Source organism: Gilliamella sp. W8128, from assembly GCF_016100545.1.
Classification (GTDB): Bacteria; Pseudomonadota; Gammaproteobacteria; order Enterobacterales; family Orbaceae; genus Gilliamella; species Gilliamella apis.
Genome location: NZ_JACFSE010000006.1, coordinates 104,958 through 121,495 on the forward strand (window position 1 = coordinate 104,958; position 16,538 = coordinate 121,495).

32 protein-coding genes are annotated in these 16,538 nt (G+C 39.0%); 3 read left to right on the forward strand and 29 right to left on the reverse strand.

What is annotated here, in order from left to right; translation table 11 throughout:
- Positions 1-265: 265 nt before the first annotated feature.
- The gene (gene ppnP / locus H3U97_RS07440; protein WP_034902339.1) at positions 266-556 is read right to left on the reverse strand and encodes a pyrimidine/purine nucleoside phosphorylase; all 291 of its coding nucleotides are present in this window, start codon (positions 554-556) and stop codon (positions 266-268) included.
- A 275-nt stretch (positions 557-831) separates the two neighbouring features.
- Between ppnP and slyD the strand changes: the two genes are divergently transcribed.
- The 3 genes from slyD to H3U97_RS07455 all read left to right on the forward strand — a co-directional run bounded on the left by slyD (position 832) and on the right by H3U97_RS07455 (position 2,494).
- Positions 832-1,404, forward strand: a complete 573-nt coding sequence (slyD, locus tag H3U97_RS07445) for a peptidylprolyl isomerase (RefSeq protein ID WP_034902343.1) — start codon at positions 832-834, stop codon at positions 1,402-1,404.
- Between the two features lie 165 nt (positions 1,405-1,569).
- Complete coding sequence (radC, locus tag H3U97_RS07450; protein WP_034902346.1) at positions 1,570-2,241, forward strand: DNA repair protein RadC; 672 nt, start codon at positions 1,570-1,572, stop codon at positions 2,239-2,241.
- A gap of 49 nt (positions 2,242-2,290) precedes the next feature.
- Positions 2,291-2,494 (forward strand): SlyX family protein, encoded by a 204-nt coding sequence (locus tag H3U97_RS07455; RefSeq protein ID WP_034902349.1) that lies wholly within the window; start codon positions 2,291-2,293, stop codon positions 2,492-2,494.
- 283 nt (positions 2,495-2,777) lie between these two features.
- Here H3U97_RS07455 and rplQ read toward each other — a convergent pair whose 3' ends face one another.
- From rplQ to rpsJ, 28 genes are all read right to left on the reverse strand, one after another.
- Positions 2,778-3,164 (reverse strand): 50S ribosomal protein L17, encoded by a 387-nt coding sequence (gene rplQ / locus H3U97_RS07460; protein ID WP_034884211.1) that lies wholly within the window; start codon positions 3,162-3,164, stop codon positions 2,778-2,780.
- A 29-nt stretch (positions 3,165-3,193) separates the two neighbouring features.
- On the reverse strand, positions 3,194-4,183 hold the full coding sequence (rpoA, locus tag H3U97_RS07465) for a DNA-directed RNA polymerase subunit alpha (protein ID WP_034902352.1): 990 nt from the start codon (positions 4,181-4,183) through the stop codon (positions 3,194-3,196).
- Positions 4,184-4,208: 25 nt separating this feature from the next.
- A complete protein-coding gene (rpsD, locus tag H3U97_RS07470; protein ID WP_065577881.1) occupies positions 4,209-4,829 on the reverse strand; it encodes a 30S ribosomal protein S4 in 621 nt (206 codons plus the stop codon).
- Between the two features lie 46 nt (positions 4,830-4,875).
- Positions 4,876-5,265, reverse strand: coding sequence for a 30S ribosomal protein S11 (gene rpsK / locus H3U97_RS07475; RefSeq protein ID WP_025314405.1), 390 nt, complete (start codon positions 5,263-5,265; stop codon positions 4,876-4,878).
- 15 nt (positions 5,266-5,280) lie between these two features.
- Entirely contained in the window at positions 5,281-5,637 is a 357-nt protein-coding gene (gene rpsM, locus H3U97_RS07480) for a 30S ribosomal protein S13 (protein ID WP_034902358.1), read from the reverse strand.
- 173 nt (positions 5,638-5,810) lie between these two features.
- Positions 5,811-5,924: a 50S ribosomal protein L36 gene (rpmJ, locus tag H3U97_RS07485; RefSeq protein ID WP_034884218.1), complete on the reverse strand. Its 114-nt coding sequence runs from the start codon at positions 5,922-5,924 to the stop codon at positions 5,811-5,813.
- A 26-nt stretch (positions 5,925-5,950) separates the two neighbouring features.
- On the reverse strand, positions 5,951-7,288 hold the full coding sequence (gene secY / locus H3U97_RS07490) for a preprotein translocase subunit SecY (RefSeq protein WP_065577882.1): 1,338 nt from the start codon (positions 7,286-7,288) through the stop codon (positions 5,951-5,953).
- A gap of 8 nt (positions 7,289-7,296) precedes the next feature.
- Positions 7,297-7,731, reverse strand: coding sequence for a 50S ribosomal protein L15 (rplO, locus tag H3U97_RS07495; protein WP_034902361.1), 435 nt, complete (start codon positions 7,729-7,731; stop codon positions 7,297-7,299).
- Positions 7,732-7,736: 5 nt separating this feature from the next.
- Positions 7,737-7,916, reverse strand: coding sequence for a 50S ribosomal protein L30 (gene rpmD, locus H3U97_RS07500; protein WP_025314400.1), 180 nt, complete (start codon positions 7,914-7,916; stop codon positions 7,737-7,739).
- Between the two features lie 6 nt (positions 7,917-7,922).
- Positions 7,923-8,423 carry a 30S ribosomal protein S5 gene (gene rpsE, locus H3U97_RS07505; RefSeq protein ID WP_025314399.1) on the reverse strand — a complete coding sequence of 167 codons (501 nt, stop codon included), beginning with the start codon at positions 8,421-8,423 and terminating at the stop codon, positions 7,923-7,925.
- Between the two features lie 14 nt (positions 8,424-8,437).
- Positions 8,438-8,791 carry a 50S ribosomal protein L18 gene (gene rplR, locus H3U97_RS07510; protein ID WP_034902364.1) on the reverse strand — a complete coding sequence of 118 codons (354 nt, stop codon included), beginning with the start codon at positions 8,789-8,791 and terminating at the stop codon, positions 8,438-8,440.
- 9 nt (positions 8,792-8,800) lie between these two features.
- Entirely contained in the window at positions 8,801-9,334 is a 534-nt protein-coding gene (gene rplF / locus H3U97_RS07515; RefSeq protein WP_034902367.1) for a 50S ribosomal protein L6, read from the reverse strand.
- An 11-nt stretch (positions 9,335-9,345) separates the two neighbouring features.
- Entirely contained in the window at positions 9,346-9,738 is a 393-nt protein-coding gene (gene rpsH / locus H3U97_RS07520; protein WP_034902370.1) for a 30S ribosomal protein S8, read from the reverse strand.
- Between the two features lie 17 nt (positions 9,739-9,755).
- On the reverse strand, positions 9,756-10,061 hold the full coding sequence (gene rpsN / locus H3U97_RS07525) for a 30S ribosomal protein S14 (protein WP_025314395.1): 306 nt from the start codon (positions 10,059-10,061) through the stop codon (positions 9,756-9,758).
- Between the two features lie 11 nt (positions 10,062-10,072).
- Positions 10,073-10,612 (reverse strand): 50S ribosomal protein L5, encoded by a 540-nt coding sequence (rplE, locus tag H3U97_RS07530; protein ID WP_025314394.1) that lies wholly within the window; start codon positions 10,610-10,612, stop codon positions 10,073-10,075.
- Positions 10,613-10,629: 17 nt separating this feature from the next.
- Positions 10,630-10,944, reverse strand: a complete 315-nt coding sequence (rplX, locus tag H3U97_RS07535; RefSeq protein WP_034884230.1) for a 50S ribosomal protein L24 — start codon at positions 10,942-10,944, stop codon at positions 10,630-10,632.
- Positions 10,945-10,954: 10 nt separating this feature from the next.
- Positions 10,955-11,326: a 50S ribosomal protein L14 gene (gene rplN / locus H3U97_RS07540; RefSeq protein WP_025314392.1), complete on the reverse strand. Its 372-nt coding sequence runs from the start codon at positions 11,324-11,326 to the stop codon at positions 10,955-10,957.
- 195 nt (positions 11,327-11,521) lie between these two features.
- Complete coding sequence (gene rpsQ / locus H3U97_RS07545) at positions 11,522-11,782, reverse strand: 30S ribosomal protein S17 (RefSeq protein WP_025314391.1); 261 nt, start codon at positions 11,780-11,782, stop codon at positions 11,522-11,524.
- Position 11,783: 1 nt separating this feature from the next.
- Positions 11,784-11,975 (reverse strand): 50S ribosomal protein L29, encoded by a 192-nt coding sequence (gene rpmC, locus H3U97_RS07550; RefSeq protein ID WP_034902373.1) that lies wholly within the window; start codon positions 11,973-11,975, stop codon positions 11,784-11,786.
- Entirely contained in the window at positions 11,976-12,386 is a 411-nt protein-coding gene (gene rplP, locus H3U97_RS07555) for a 50S ribosomal protein L16 (RefSeq protein WP_025314389.1), read from the reverse strand.
- Positions 12,387-12,398: 12 nt separating this feature from the next.
- Positions 12,399-13,136, reverse strand: coding sequence for a 30S ribosomal protein S3 (rpsC, locus tag H3U97_RS07560; RefSeq protein WP_034884234.1), 738 nt, complete (start codon positions 13,134-13,136; stop codon positions 12,399-12,401).
- Positions 13,137-13,150: 14 nt separating this feature from the next.
- Positions 13,151-13,483 (reverse strand): 50S ribosomal protein L22, encoded by a 333-nt coding sequence (rplV, locus tag H3U97_RS07565; RefSeq protein WP_034884235.1) that lies wholly within the window; start codon positions 13,481-13,483, stop codon positions 13,151-13,153.
- Between the two features lie 13 nt (positions 13,484-13,496).
- Positions 13,497-13,775, reverse strand: a complete 279-nt coding sequence (rpsS, locus tag H3U97_RS07570; protein WP_024496505.1) for a 30S ribosomal protein S19 — start codon at positions 13,773-13,775, stop codon at positions 13,497-13,499.
- 19 nt (positions 13,776-13,794) lie between these two features.
- Positions 13,795-14,619, reverse strand: coding sequence for a 50S ribosomal protein L2 (rplB, locus tag H3U97_RS07575; protein ID WP_034902376.1), 825 nt, complete (start codon positions 14,617-14,619; stop codon positions 13,795-13,797).
- 18 nt (positions 14,620-14,637) lie between these two features.
- On the reverse strand, positions 14,638-14,940 hold the full coding sequence (gene rplW / locus H3U97_RS07580; protein ID WP_034885052.1) for a 50S ribosomal protein L23: 303 nt from the start codon (positions 14,938-14,940) through the stop codon (positions 14,638-14,640).
- Positions 14,937-15,539, reverse strand: a complete 603-nt coding sequence (rplD, locus tag H3U97_RS07585; RefSeq protein WP_034902381.1) for a 50S ribosomal protein L4 — start codon at positions 15,537-15,539, stop codon at positions 14,937-14,939. Before rplD ends, rplW begins: the two co-directional genes overlap by 4 nt.
- 16 nt (positions 15,540-15,555) lie before the next feature.
- A complete protein-coding gene (rplC, locus tag H3U97_RS07590) occupies positions 15,556-16,182 on the reverse strand; it encodes a 50S ribosomal protein L3 (RefSeq protein ID WP_034902384.1) in 627 nt (208 codons plus the stop codon).
- 31 nt (positions 16,183-16,213) lie between these two features.
- Positions 16,214-16,525, reverse strand: coding sequence for a 30S ribosomal protein S10 (gene rpsJ, locus H3U97_RS07595; RefSeq protein WP_006120582.1), 312 nt, complete (start codon positions 16,523-16,525; stop codon positions 16,214-16,216).
- Between the last annotated feature and the right edge of the window lie 13 nt (positions 16,526-16,538).

Genomic DNA, 16,538 nt, shown 5'->3' on the forward strand with positions numbered 1-16,538 from the left:
TTTTATCGGTAAATTCTTGCTATATTAGCTAATATAAATCAAAAGCTCAGTATCTTAATTCTAAAAATTATCTATCACTTTTTGACAATTAAAATACAATTATGATGATTTAATAATCATTAAGTCTATTTTATAGAACCTTAAAAATCTAATAAATTATCATTACCCAAATAACATATGATCAAATTTTTCAATAGAATATAAATCGTGCTGTAGAATCCAATGGTTAATTTAATAATATTATTTGTAATACATTGGTGCATCTTTATTTTGCGAGGTAACGACACAAATAAGCGGTTGGTTCTGAAACCTGAACATCGAATTTGCTTTCTTTAGCAATATGAAAAACTTGTCCAGCTTCAAATATTTGCCAATCATTTGCCGTAGGCAATAACACTTTAAGTGAACCGGTTATGACGGTCATTTCCTCTGGATTATCAGTATTAAAAATATATTCACCTGGCAACATCACGCCAACAGAGACTTTACCGGTAGAACCATTTTCAAAGCCGATAGATTTCACTTTCCCTTCAAAATAATCATTAACTTTCAACATAAAATCCCCCTTTCCTCACTATTTTTAGTCATTAGCAATAATTTAATATTAGTTACAATAAAGTACTGTTTAAAATTCACGCTATCAGCTTAATTGATTTCAACTAGCTATCCAACTATTATTTACCAATTAAAATTGGTCTCTTGAAACAAAAGCACTTCAAAAAAATAAAACATTAGCAAAACTAGTTAAAATACGAAAAAATAGCATACAGTTGGATTTTTTTCCGTTAAAATCTAACACTATTTGCTCAGTAACAGTTTGTTGGAGAAAACATGAAAATAGCAAAAAACACAGTGGTAAGTTTAGCATATCAAGTTCGTACTAAAGATGGTGTTTTAGTTGATGAAGCAACAACAGTAGCACCACTCGAATATCTACACGGTGCAGGAAACTTATTACAAGATCTTGAAAATTCCTTAGAAGGCCATCAAGTTGGTGATAAATTTGACGTTGAACTAGTTAATCCTTATGGTGATTTTAATGATGCACTAGTACAAAATGTGCCACGTGACGTTTTTGTTGGTGTTGACGAACTTGAAGTCGGTATGCGTTTTTTTGCTGACACTGATCAAGGCTCTTTACCTGTTGAAATTACTGCAATTGATGGCGATAGTGTAACTATCGATGGCAATCATATGCTAGCAGGCCAAGATCTAAATTTCAATGTCGAAGTATTAGCAATTCGTGAAGCAACACCAGATGAAATATCGCATGGACATATTCATGGTGCGCATGGTCACGACCACGGGCATGGTGGCTGCGGTTGTGGCGGACATGACCATGATGAAGATGAAGAAGAAAGCGGTTGTTGTGGCGGTGGTCACGGCGGATGTGGCTGTCATTAGTTTTCAAATAAATAACCAGTTAAAAAGCGCTAACAAGCGCTTTTTTATTTGCTGTAAAAATAATTTCATTACTGCGAACTTGTTCACAACGTTATATATCTCTACTTATTATTTTTCACAACATAGCTAATAATCACATTTTGTGTGAATAACAAGAATCCAATTATGTCAGAAAAAAAAACCACCTTAATGCCTCGAGAAAAATTATTACTATTTGGTGTCGAAACACTATCTGATGCGGAATTACTCGCCCTTTTTTTACGCACAGGTATACGTAATTTACCTGTCCTAGATTTATCGCAAAAATTATTAAATGAATTTGGCTCATTTTATCATTTAATAAATGCTAGCCACGATGAGTTTTGTAAAAAACAAGGTCTTGGAACTGCAAAATATACTCAGTTAAAAGCGGTTGTTGAACTTTCTAATCGTTATTTGAAAGTTAAAATAAGCCATGAAAATTACTTAACATCGCCAAGCTTGACCCATCATTACCTAGCTAGTCGCTTAATGGATAAAGATCGTGAAATTTTTATGGTGATATTTTTAGACAATCAACATCATGTCATTACTTCTGAAGAGATGTTTGTTGGAACCTATAATTGTGTAGAGGTTCATCCGAGAGAAGTAGCTAGACGGGCATTACAACACAATGCAGCAGCATTAATTTTAGCTCATAATCATCCATCAGGATTGGCTGAACCAAGTCAAGCTGACCGGATATTAACAAAGAAAATTGAACAAGTTTGTGAATTAATAGATGTTCGCATTGTTGATCACCTTGTGATTGGTAAGGGAGAGTATGTTTCTTTTGCCGAACGAGGATGGATTTTATAATTACTTTTACTTACAATATAAAATTACTAAACCAATTAATGAATAAACTATGAACCAACAACTGGAATTATTAGAAACTAAAGTCGCATTCCAAGAAATGACCATTGAAGAACTCAATCAAATGGTTGTTAATCTTCAAGCAGATATCAGCAAACTTAAAGAACAATTAATGTTATTGTCACAAAAGTTACAGGCTACACAAACCTCAAATATTGCTAATTTATCAGAAGAAACACCGCCTCCTCACTATTAACTACGAGTTTAATAATTCGAGGAGCTCTAAAATCTACTTTTTACCAATAAAATTATACCCTCGATAAGAAAGCAGAGAAATTAAAATCAAGAAACAACTGACCCATTTTGTCCATCGCCCAAATAAACAATTACGCCAGCTAAAGTTGTAAATACCGACTCTAAATTCATAATTATTGCAAAGCAAATCGTAAAATTGTAGTAATAAAAATACTCAATTAGGTAATATCTAGATAATAAAAAACCGGCTAAATAGCCGGTTTTAGTTTAAGCTTTAATTATTTTTATTCAGCTGCTGCTTCTGCTTCTACCGCAGGGCGATCAACTAATTCAATATAAGCCATTGGAGCATTATCTCCATCACGGAAACCACATTTTAAAATGCGAACATAACCACCTGGACGGGTAGCAAAACGTGGACCTAAATCTGAAAATAATTTTTTTACTGTATCTTTATCACGGATACGAGCGAAAGCCAGACGGCGATTAGCTACGCTATCGCTTTTAGCTAACGTAATTAACGGCTCAACGACACGACGCAACTCTTTTGCTTTAGGCAATGTTGTTTTGATAATTTCATGTTCAACTAATGAACTTGTCATATTACGAAACATCGCTTGACGATGGCTGCTATTTCGGTTCAGTTGACGACCACTTTTACGATGGCGCATAACTTTATCCTTCTTATATAAATTTTATCTTAGTCTTCAACAATACTTGCTGGTGGCCAATTCTCAAGACGCATGCCTAAAGATAAACCACGAGATGCGAGCACGTCCTTAATTTCAGTAAGAGATTTTTTACCAAGATTAGGGGTTTTAAGTAACTCGACTTCAGTACGTTGCACTAAATCACCAATATAATGAACTGCTTCTGCTTTTAAGCAATTAGCAGACCGAACAGTTAATTCCAAGTCATCTACTGGACGTAAAAGAATTGGATCAAATTCCGGTTTATCTTCTTTGACTTCTGGTTGACGTACATCACGTAAATCAACAAAAGCTTCAAGTTGTTCAGCCAAAATAGTAGATGCGCGACGAATAGATTCTTCTGGATCGATAGTACCATTAGTTTCCATATCGATAACCAGTTTATCTAAGTCGGTACGTTGTTCCACACGAGCAGCATCAACAGAATATGCAATACGCTCAACTGGACTATAACATGCATCAACTAATAGACGACCAATTGGTCGCTCTTCATCTTCTGACTTAACTCGAGCAGAAGCAGGGACATAACCACGTCCTCGTTGTACACGAATACGCATACTAATTGAAGCATTGGCATCAGTAAGATGACAAATTACTAAATCAGGATTAACAATTTCAACATCACCATCGTGAGTGATATCTGATGCAGTTACAGCACCAACGCCTGATTTATTTAAAGTCAGCATAACATCATCTTTAGTATGTACACGAACCGCTAATTTTTTCAAATTAAGCAGAATATCAAGCACATCTTCTTGAACGCCTTCTTTAGTACTATACTCATGCAGAACACCGTCAATTTCAACTTCGGTCACTGCATATCCCGGCATAGATGATAATAAAATGCGGCGTAGTGCATTACCTAAAGTATGACCAAAACCACGCTCAAGTGGCTCTAAAGTCACTTTCGCATGAGTTGGGCTGTATTGAACAACGTCAACTAGGTGAGGTTTTAAAAACTCTGTTACAGAACCCTGCATTATGTCCTCTCTTAAGTGCTAAACTTTACTTAGAGTAAAGTTCGACGATCAAATGTTCGTTGATGTCAGCAGATAAATCTGAACGTTCTGGTAAGCGTTTAAATACACCTTCCATTTTGCTAGCATCAACTTCTAACCATGTTGGTTTTTCACGTTGTTCAGCTAACTCTAAAGCGGCTTTAATACGTGCTTGTTTTTTTGATTTTTCGCGAACACTAATAACATCTTCAGGTGAAACTTGATAAGATGCGATGTTCACAACATGACCATTAACAAGAACAGCTTTATGACTAACTAATTGACGAGCTTCAGCGCGAGTTGCACCAAATCCCATACGATAAACAACGTTATCTAAGCGACGTTCTAAAAGAGCAAGTAGGTTTTCACCAGTATTACCTTTAATACGTGCTGCATTTTTGTAGTAATTACGGAATTGACGCTCTAGAATTCCATAAATACGTCTAACTTTTTGTTTTTCGCGTAACTGAACACCATAATCTGATAAACGCGGTTTACGCGCACCATGTTGTCCAGGAGCTTGTTCTAACTTACATTTACTGTCAACCGCTCGGACACCAGATTTAAGGAATAAATCTGTACCTTCACGACGACTTAATTTGAGCTTTGGTCCCAAATATCTTGCCATTTTTTTTCTCCAATAATCCTATAAACATTCAATGTTTAATAAAAAATTAAACACGACGTTTCTTTGGTGGACGACAACCGTTATGAGGAATCGGAGTAACATCAGTAATATTAGTGATGCGATAACCCGCTGCATTTAATGCACGAATTGTTGACTCACGACCAGGACCAGGTCCTTTAACCATAACTTCCAGATTCTTAATTCCGTAGTCTTTTACAGCTTCGGCACAACGTTCTGCTGCTACTTGAGCTGCAAAAGGAGTTGATTTACGAGAGCCGCGGAAACCAGAACCACCAGCGGTTGCCCAACCCAACGCATTACCTTGACGATCGGTAATTGTTACGATTGTATTGTTAAATGATGCATGAATATGAGCTATACCATCAGAAACTTGCTTTTTAACACGTTTACGTGTACGAACAGGTGTCTTTGCCATTTATTATCACCTCAATTATTTCTTGATTGGCTTACGCGGTCCCTTACGGGTACGAGCGTTAGTCTTAGTGCGTTGACCACGGACAGGAAGTCCACGACGATGACGCACACCACGATAACAACCAAGGTCTAATAAACGCTTGATACTCATAGTTACTTCACGACGTAAATCACCTTCAACAGTGAATTTAGCGACTTGTTCGCGTAACTGTTCAATCTGATCTTCAGATAGTTCTCTGATCTTAACATGTTCAGGAATACCCGCTTCAGCACAAATTGTCTTTGCACGAGTACTACCGATACCATAAATTGCTTGTAACGCAATAACAGTATGTTGTTGATCAGGAATGTTAATGCCTGCTATACGGGCCACTATGCACTCCTTTATTGTTAATGTTCAGCAGATCCACCATACTGAAAAGCCCGTTTTCAGGATACTCAAACAATGGATCTACAAAAAAATTTTTTAGGCTGGCTATTCTAGCCAGCTTTACTATACTTTGGCAAGTAAAATATGCAAAAGTTCAACTTTACAGTTAAATAATATTAACCTTGACGTTGTTTATGTTTACCTTCAATGCAAATAACACGAACAATGCCATTGCGTTTGATGATTTTACAATTTCTGCATAATTTCTTGACTGAAGCACGAACTTTCATTTTTTTCTCCGTAACTTCTGGCTAACTTATCGGCCATAGCCTTTAAGATTCGCTTTCTTTAACACTGACTCATAACGATTTGGCATCATTAAAGTCTGTACTTGTGCCATAAAATCCATGATTACAACAACCACAATTAATAATGATGTTCCACCAAATTGAACTGGAACTTTCATTGCGCTTGTCATAAACATTGGTACCAAACATACAAGAGTAATGTAAATAGCGCCGATTAGCGTTAAACGTGTCATTACTTTGTCAATATACTTCGATGTTTGTTCACCTGGACGGATACCTGGAATAAATGCACCTGATTTCTTTAATTGATCTGCTGTTTCTCTAGGATTGAAAACCAATGCTGTATAGAAGAAACAGAAGAAGATAATCGCGGCGGCAAAAAAGATTATGTATAACGGTTGATCATGAGAGAAGTATTGTCCAATAAGAACAAAGACATATCTCCATCCTTCACCATTTCCTTGGAACCAAGAAGCCATCATTGATGGTAACATAATAATTGTTGAAGCAAATATTGCAGGAATAACACCTGCCATATTAATCTTCAATGGTAAATGTGTACTTTGTGCAGCATACACACGACGGCCTTGCTGTCTTTGAGCATAATTAACAACTATACGTCGTTGACCACGTTCGACAAAAACAACAAAGTAAGTCACACCAACCACTAATGCTGCTACGACTAATAATAAAATCGGATGCAATGAACCAGAACGAGCTTGTTCAATTGTTTCATATATTGCATGAGGAAGACTTGCCACAATACCAGCAAAGATAATGATAGAAATACCATTACCTACACCGCGTTCCGTGATTTGCTCACCCAACCACATAAGAAACATAGTGCCAGTAACTAAGCTAATCGATGCAATAAAATAGAAAGAAAATCCTGGGTTAATCACTACATGACTATAACCAGGAATATTCGGTAAACCAGTCGCAATACCAGCTGCTTGTACAATTGCTAAAGCTAATGTGCCATAACGGGTGTACTGACTGATTTTTTTACGACCTGATTCACCTTCTTTCTTCAATTCTGCTAATTTAGGGTTAATTGCCGTTAATAACTGCACAATAATAGATGAAGAAATATAAGGCATTATCCCTAAAGCAAAAATTGAAGCACGGCTTAAAGCACCACCAGAGAACATATTGAACATACCAACAATACCATTAGATGATGATTGTAGTAAGTCCGATAACGCTTTAGTATCAATACCAGGAACCGGAACGTAAGAACCAAGACGGAAAACAATAAGCGCTAAAAGCACAAATAATAAACGTCTTTTAAGCTCACCACTACCGCCTCGTGTGCTTTGAAAATCTAATCCTGGTTGCTTTGCCATCTTTCTAATTATTCCTCAATTTTTCCGCCAGCAGCTTCAATTGCAGCTTTAGCACCTTTAGTTACTCGAATACCACGAACTGTTACTGGTTTAGTAACTTCTCCAGATAACATGATTTTTGCATATTCGATTTGTGAATTAATCACATTAGCAACTTTCAAGCTATTTAGGTCAACAATATCACCTTCAACTTTCATTAAATCAGAAAGACGAACTTGTGCTGTTACCATAGCTTTACGTGAGGTAAAACCAAATTTTGGTAAACGACGATATAAAGGCATTTGACCACCTTCGAAGCCACGACGAACGCCGCCACCTGAACGTGATTTTTGACCTTTGATACCACGAGTACCAGTTTTACCTAGCCCTGAACCGATTCCTCGGCCCACGCGCTTAGATGCATGCTTTGAACCTTCAGCAGGAGATAAAGTATTTAAACGCATTACTATTACTCCTCAACTTTAACCATGTAATAAACTTGGTTTACCATACCGCGGATTGCTGGTGTATCTTCACGTTCAACAGTATGACCAATACGACGTAATCCTAAACCAACTAACGTTGCTTTATGCTTCGGTAGACGGCCAATAGAACTACGAGTTTGTGTAATTTTAATTGTCTTTGCCATGGCTAATTACCCCAAAATTTCTTCGACGGTTTTACCACGCTTAGCAGCAACCATTTCTGGAGATTTCATATTTTCTAAGCCATCAATAGTCGCACGAACCACGTTAATTGGGTTAGTAGAACCATATGCTTTAGCTAGAACGTTACGAACACCAGCAACTTCTAATACAGCACGCATTGCACCACCGGCGATAATACCAGTACCTTCTGATGCTGGTTGCATGTAAACACGAGAGCCTGTATGAGCACCTTTAACTGGATGCTGTAAAGTATCGTTATTTAACGCAACGTTAATCATATTACGACGTGCTTTTTCCATTGCTTTTTGGATTGCTGCTGGCACTTCACGTGCTTTACCATATCCAAAACCAACGCGGCCATTACCGTCACCAACCACTGTTAGTGCAGAAAAACTAAAAATACGACCACCTTTTACGGTTTTAGAAACTCGGTTAACTGCGATTAGTTTTTCCTGCAGTTCACCAGCTTGTTTTTCGATGTTTGACATCTTTAACTCCTACCTTAGAACTGTAGGCCAGCTTCGCGAGCAGCATCTGCTAGCGCCTGAACTCGACCATGATATTGGAAACCTGAACGATCAAAAGAAACTTCTTTGATATCTTTCGCTAATGCGCGTTCTGCAATTGCTTTACCAACTGCTGCTGCTGCATCTTTGTTTCCAGTGTATTTTAAACTTTCACTGATAGCTTTTTCTAATGTTGAAGCCGCTGCCAGTACTTCTGATCCGTTTGGTGCGATAATCTGCGCATAAATATGACGCGGAGTACGGTGAACTACTAAGCGAGTTGCAAGTAGTTCTTGCATCTTACGACGCGCTTTAGTTGCACGACGGATACGAGCTGATTTCTTATCCATAGTGTTACCTTACTTTTTCTTAGCTTCTTTAGTACGCACAACTTCATCTGCGTAACGAACACCTTTACCTTTATAAGGTTCAGGACGACGATAAGCACGGATATCAGCAGCTACTTGTCCAATTAACTGTTTATCAGCACTTTTCAGAACGATTTCAGTTTGCGAAGGACATTCAGCTGTTACACCTGCAGGTAATTGGTGATCAATTGGATGTGAATAACCAAGAGATAAGCCAATTGTATTACCTTTAACTTGTGCACGATAACCGACACCAACTAGCTGAAGTTTTTTAGTAAAACCTTCAGTAACACCAATAACCATTGCATTAATCAATGCACGAGCAGTACCTGCTTGCGCCCAAGCGTCAGCAAAACCGTCACGAGGCGCAAATGTAATCTGGCCTTCTGCTTGATTAATAACAACTGCATTATTTATTGTACGAGATAACTCGCCATTTTTACCTTTAATCGTAATTACCTGACCATTGAGTTTTACCTCTACGCCAGCAGGAACAACGACAGGTGCTTTTGCAACACGAGACATTTTTTTCTCCCTTACGCTACGTAGCAGATAATTTCACCACCAAGACCTGCTTGGCGTGCTGCACGATCAGTCATAACACCTTTAGAAGTAGAAACAACTGCAATACCTAATCCAGCCATTACTTTTGGTAATTCATCTTTACGTTTATAAATACGTAAACCTGGACGGCTAACACGTTTAATACTTTCTACTACAGCCTTACCTTGGAAATATTTTAAAGTGATTTCCAATTCTGGTTTAGTGTCACCAACTACTTTATAGTCCCCGATATAACCTTCTTCTTTTAGCACATTGGCAATTGCCACTTTTAGCTTAGAGGAAGGCATGGTGACTGCAACTTTATTCGCAGCTTGACCGTTACGAATGCGGGTCAACATATCTGCTATAGGATCTTGCATGCTCATCTATAACACTCCCCTGATTACCAACTTGCCTTTTTAAGACCAGGAATCTCACCACGCATGGCTGATTCACGAACCTTAATACGGCTTAAACCAAACTTACGAAGGACGCCATGAGGACGACCGGTTTGACGACAACGACGACGTTGACGTGATGGACTAGAATCACGAGGAAGCGTTTGCAATTTAAGCACTGCATTCCAACGATCTTCATCTGATGCATTAAGATCAGAGATAATCGCTTTTAATTCTTGACGCTTTGCAAAATATTTTTCTGCTAGCTTTACGCGTTTTTTATCGCGTTCAATCATTGATTGTTTAGCCATTATGCCCTACCTTACTTACGAAATGGGAAGTTAAAGGCAGATAATAAAGCTCGGCCTTCTTCATCAGATTGTGCTGTTGTTGTGATAGTGATATCTAAACCACGAACACGATCAACTTTATCATAATCGATTTCAGGGAAAACGATTTGTTCACGAACACCCATGCTATAGTTACCACGACCATCGAAAGATTTTGCGCTTAAACCACGAAAATCTCGAGTACGAGGAAGAGCAATATAAACTAGACGTTCAAAAAATTCCCACATACGTTCGCCACGTAAAGTGACTTTACAACCAATAGGATACCCTTGACGGATTTTAAAACCAGCAACTGATTTGCGTGCTTTAGTGACTAGTGGTTTTTGACCACTGATTGCTGCTAAATCTGCAACCGCATTATCTAATAATTTCTTATCAGTAATTGCTTCACCCACACCCATATTCAAGGTGATCTTTTCGATCCGAGGGACTTGCATGACAGATTTGTAGCCAAACTGTTCTTGCAGTTTATTTACTACCTGTGCTTTGTAGTAATCATGCAGTTTCGCCATCGTACACTCCAAATTACTTAATTGATTAATTTATTAGTAGACTTATAAAAACGGACTTTTTTACCGTCTTCAAAACGAAAGCCTACGCGATCTGCTTTGCCTGTATCTTGGTTAAAAATTGCTACGTTAGAAACGTTAATTGGCGCTTCTTTCTCAACAATTCCACCTTCTTGATTTAATGCAGGTACTGGTTTTTGGTGTTTTTTCACCAAATTGATACCTTCAACAATCACTTTACCAGTAGACAAAACACTTTTTACTTTACCGCGTTTACCTTTATCTTTACCGGCTAACACGATAACTTCATCTTCTCGACGGATTTTAGCTGCCATTACCCGCTCCTTACAGTACTTCTGGTGCTAATGAAATGATCTTCATAAACTTCTCAGAACGAAGTTCACGAGTGACCGGTCCAAAAATACGCGTACCAATCGGTTGCTCACTGTTATTATTTAAAATAACACAAGCATTGCGATCGAAACGAATGACAGATCCATCAGGACGACGAACACCTTTTCGAGTGCGCACCACCACAGCTTTAAGTACATCACCTTTTTTAACTTTACCACGTGGAATAGCTTCTTTAATGGTAACTTTGATGATATCACCTACCGCTGCATAACGACGATGCGATCCACCGAGAACCTTGATACACATTACGCTACGTGCGCCAGAGTTATCAGCAACATCGAGCCTAGTCTGTTCTTGGATCATTTTAATGCTCCGTATAAATTAATTATTGTCTAATCTACCTTCATCCACCTCAACTACCATGGATAAGAATAGACAACCAAAAACCCACTTACGTGAGGGCGCATAGTATAACACCACTCAAATAAAATGGATAGCATAAAATAAACGGCCGGTGAGCCGTTTATTATATTATGTACAGTTTTTAATCAAATTTGATTAGCTAACTGCTTTTTCAACGATTCGAACAAGAGTCCAAGATTTGGTTTTTGATAATGGACGACACTCTTTAATTTCTACAGTATCACCAATACCACACTCGTTGTTTTCATCATGTACATGCAATTTAGTCGTACGTTTAATGAACTTACCATATAACGGATGCTTCACTTTACGTTCAATAGCTACAGTAATAGATTTATCCATTTTGTCGCTAATAACACGACCTTGCTGAGTACGAATTTTTACTTCAGTAGTCATATTACGCACCCGCCTTCTCAGTTAATAACGTTTTAACTCGTGCAATATTACGACGCACTTGTTTTAACATATGAGTTTGTGTTAACTGACCTCCAGCTAATTGCATACGTAAGTTAAATTGCTCACGTAATAAATTAAGAAGTTCAGTATTTAACTCTTCAACGCTTTTTTCGCGTAGCTCTTTTGCTTTCATTTACATCACCGTCTTAATCACAAAGGTGGTTTTAATTGGCAGTTTTGCAGCTGCCAACGCAAATGCTTCACGAGCAACTTCTTCCGGTACACCGTCCATTTCATAAAGGACTTTACCTGGTTGAATCTGAGCAACCCAGTATTCAACGTTACCCTTACCTTTACCCATACGCACTTCAAGTGGTTTTTCAGTAATTGGTTTATCAGGGAAAACTCGAATCCAGATTTTACCTTGACGCTTAACTGCACGAGTCATTGCACGACGTGCTGCTTCGATCTGGCGCGCAGTCAAACGACCACGACCCACAGCCTTAAGACCGAATGTACCGAAACTTACATCAGTACTCACAGCAAGACCACGATTGCGGCCCTTGTGCACTTTACGGAATTTTGTACGCTTTGGTTGTAACATCAGCGACGCTCCTTATTGTTTTCGGCCTTTGCGCTGCTTTTTCGGTTGAGCAGCAGGTTGTTTTTCTGCTTGTTCAACGGCAGCCATACCACCAAGGATCTCACCTTTGAAGATCCACACTTTAACACCAATAATACCATAGGTAGTCAATGCTTCTGATAAACCATAGTCGATGTCCGCTCTTAATGTATGTAATGGTACGCGACCTTCACGATACCACTCACTACGAGCAATTTCAGCGCCGCCTAAACGACCACTTACTTCAACTTTGATACCTTTAGCACCCGCCTTCATTGCATTTTGAACCGCACGTTTCATTGCACGACGGAACATAACACGGCGTTCTAACTGAGAGGTAATACTGTCAGCAACTAATTTAGCGTCTAGTTCTGGTTTACGAACTTCAGCAATATTAATTTGTACTGCAACATCACGTTTCTCTTTTTTGTCTTTGTATTTATTGACAATAGAAGCTACGGCATTACGTAATTTTTCAACGTCCTCACCTTTTTTACCAATCACAATACCTGGACGAGCAGTGTGAATAGTAATGCGAACGTTAGTTTCTGCTGAACGATCGATAACAATTTTAGAGATTGATGCTTGTGCTAATTCTTTATTTAAGAATTCACGCACTCTAAAATCACTTTCTAAATTATCAGCGAATGTCTTTGTACCCGAATACCATGTAGATGTCCAAGGCTTGACGATGCCTAGTCGGATACCATTTGGATTTACTTTTTGACCCATTGCTATTCTCCAGCCTAGCGATCTGAGACGATCACGGTGATGTGACTCGTACGCTTCAAAATTCGATCTGCACGACCTTTCGCACGAGGCATAATACGCTTCATGGTTGGGCCTTCGTCTACGAAAATTTTCGCAACTTTCAGATCATCAATATCAGCACCATCGTTATGCTCTGCATTAGCAATAGCAGACTCTAATACTTTTTTAACAAGTACAGCCGCTTTTTTATTGGTGTACGTTAAAATATCAAGTGCCTGAGACACTTTTTTACCGCGAACAAGATCTGCAACTAAGCGAACTTTTTGTGCAGAAGAACGAGCGTGGCGGTACTTTGCAATTGTTTCCATCTCTTTCTCCTACTTATTTCTTCTTAGCTTTCTTATCCGCAGCGTGGCCGCGATAAGTACGAGTCGGCGCGAATTCACCCAATTTATGACCAACCATTTCGTCGGAAACATAAACTGGAACGTGCTGACGACCATTATGGACAGCGATGGTCAATCCGATCATGTTAGGAAAGATCGTTGAACGACGGGACCAAGTACGAATTGGTTTCTTGTCCCCGCTTTCCACCGCTTTCTCTACCTTCTTCAGCAAGTGTAGGTCAATAAAAGGACCCTTCTTGAGAGAACGTGGCATAGCTAATCCTCTATATTAATTATTTCTTATTGCGACGGCGAACAATATACTTATCAGTACGTTTGTTGCTGCGCGTTTTCAATCCTTTGGCTTTTTGACCCCATGGAGACACAGGATGTTTACCAAAGTTACGACCTTCACCACCACCATGTGGATGATCTACCGGGTTCATTGCTGTACCACGAACAGTAGGACGAACACCACGCCAACGCGTTGCACCCGCTTTACCTAGTACGCGAAGCATATGTTCTGAGTTACCCACTTCACCAATAGTGGCGCGGCAATCAGATAATACTTTACGCATTTCACCTGAACGTAGACGTAATGTTACATAAGCACCATCACGAGCAACGATTTGAACATAGCTACCAGCTGAGCGAGCAAGTTGTCCGCCTTTACCTGGTTTCATTTCAATATTATGCACGGTAGAACCTACTGGAATATTGCGCATTGGTAAACAGTTACCTGTTTTAATCGCTGCATCAACACCAGATTGGATCTGATCACCTGCTTTTAAGCCTTTAGGCGCTAAAATATAACGACGTTCACCGTCTTTATATAGAACCAATGCAATATTTGCACTACGGTTCGGATCATATTCCAAACGTTCAACAACTGCTGGAATACCATCTTTATTACGCTTAAAGTCGACAATACGATAATGTTGTTTATGACCACCACCGATATGACGGGTAGTGATACGACCATTATTATTGCGACCACCAGTTTTGCTTTTTGTATCAAGCAACGGTGCATAAGGCTTACCTTTATGCAACTCTGGGTTAACCACTTTAACAACGTGGCGACGACCCGGAGATGTAGGTTTACACTTAACAACTGCCATTGTTCTTACTCCTCCGAATTACTCAGCGACGCCAGCAAGGTCTAAATTTTGACCTTCTGCTAAAGTAACGTAAGCTTTTTTCCAGTCGCTACGGCGACCGATTTGTTGACCACGACGTTTTACTTTGCCTTTAACAACAAGAGTATTAACGTCATCTACTTTGACTTCAAATAGTTGTTCAACTGCGGCTTTAATCTCTCTCTTAGTAGCATCTTTAGCAACTTTCAATACTAATGTATTTGTTTTTTCCATTGAAATAGATGCTTTTTCAGAAACATGTGGTGCTCGCAGGACTTTAAGCAGACGCTCTTCACGAATCATGCTAACATCTCCTCTACTTGTTTAACGGCATCAACAGTGATAACCACTTTGTCAAATGCAATCAAACTAACTGGATCAATACCTGCCACATCACGCACATCAACTTTATATAAGTTACGTGCTGCTAAGAAAAGATTTTCATCAACTTCAGAAGTAATGATTAGCACATCTTTTAGGTTCATATCATTTAATTTCTGAGTTAATAATTTAGTCTTAGGTGCTTCAACAGTAAATGTTTCAACCACGATTAAACGTTCTTGACGCACTAATTCAGAGAAAATACTCTTTAATGCACCACGATACATTTTACGGTTAACTTTTTGGCTATGATCTTGTGGTTTTGCTGCAAATGTTACACCACCACTACGCCAGATTGGGCTCTTAATAGAACCTGAACGAGCACGACCTGTGCCTTTTTGACGCCATGGTTTTTTGCCTGAACCAGCGATTTCTGCACGAGTTTTTTGTGCGCGAGAGCCTTGACGAGCAGCAGATGCATAAGCAACAACTACTTGGTGAACTAACGCTTCATTAAACTCACGTCCGAAGGTAGTTTCGGAAACAGAAAGCGCTTGCGCGTCTTTTACTACTAATTCCATCTCTATCTCCTCGACGTTAAGCCTTGATTGCCGGTTTAACAATTACGTCACTATTGATCGCGCCTGGTACTGCACCTTTAATTAATAAAAGGTTACGTTCAGCATCAACACGAACAATATCTAAGTTTTGAACAGTTACACGTTCATTACCTAAGTGACCTGCCATTTTACGACCTTTGAACACTTTACCTGGAGTTTGGTTTTGACCAATAGAGCCATGACCACGGTGTGCCAAAGAGTTACCATGAGTAGCATCTTGAGTGCGGAAATTCCAACGTTTAGTTACGCCAGCGAAACCTTTACCTTTAGATGTACCAGTAACATCAACTTTTTTAACGTCTGTGAAAATATCAACGTTAATGCTTTGACCTACAGTATATTCGCCTTCTTCAAAACGGAATTCCCATAGACCACGACCAGCTTCAACGCCAGCCTTAGCGAAATGACCTGCTTCAGGTTTATTTACTCGGCTTGCTTTTTTGCTGCCAGTAGTAACCTGAATAGCTTGATAACCGTCATTTTCAAGTGTTTTAACTTGAGTAACGCGGTTGCTTTGAACTTCAACTACGGTGACAGGAATAGAAACACCCTCTTCGGTGAAGATTCGTGTCATTCCTACTTTACGACCGATTAAACCAATCATTGTTTCGACCTCTCAATCATTCAGCTTAGGATTAACCTAAACTGATCTGCACATCAACACCGGCAGCAAGATCTAGACGCATTAAAGCATCAACTGTTTTTTCAGTTGGCTCTACAATATCAACTAGACGTTTATGAGTGCGAATCTCATATTGATCACGCGCATCTTTATTAACGTGCGGAGAAATCAATACTGTGAAACGCTCTTTGCGTGTCGGTAATGGAATAGGACCACGAACTTGTGCGCCAGTGCGCTTCGCAGTTTCTACAATTTCAGCAGTTGATTGATCAATCAAACGATGATCAAACGCTTTTAACCGGATACGGATTCTTTGGTTCGACATGAGACCAGAGCTC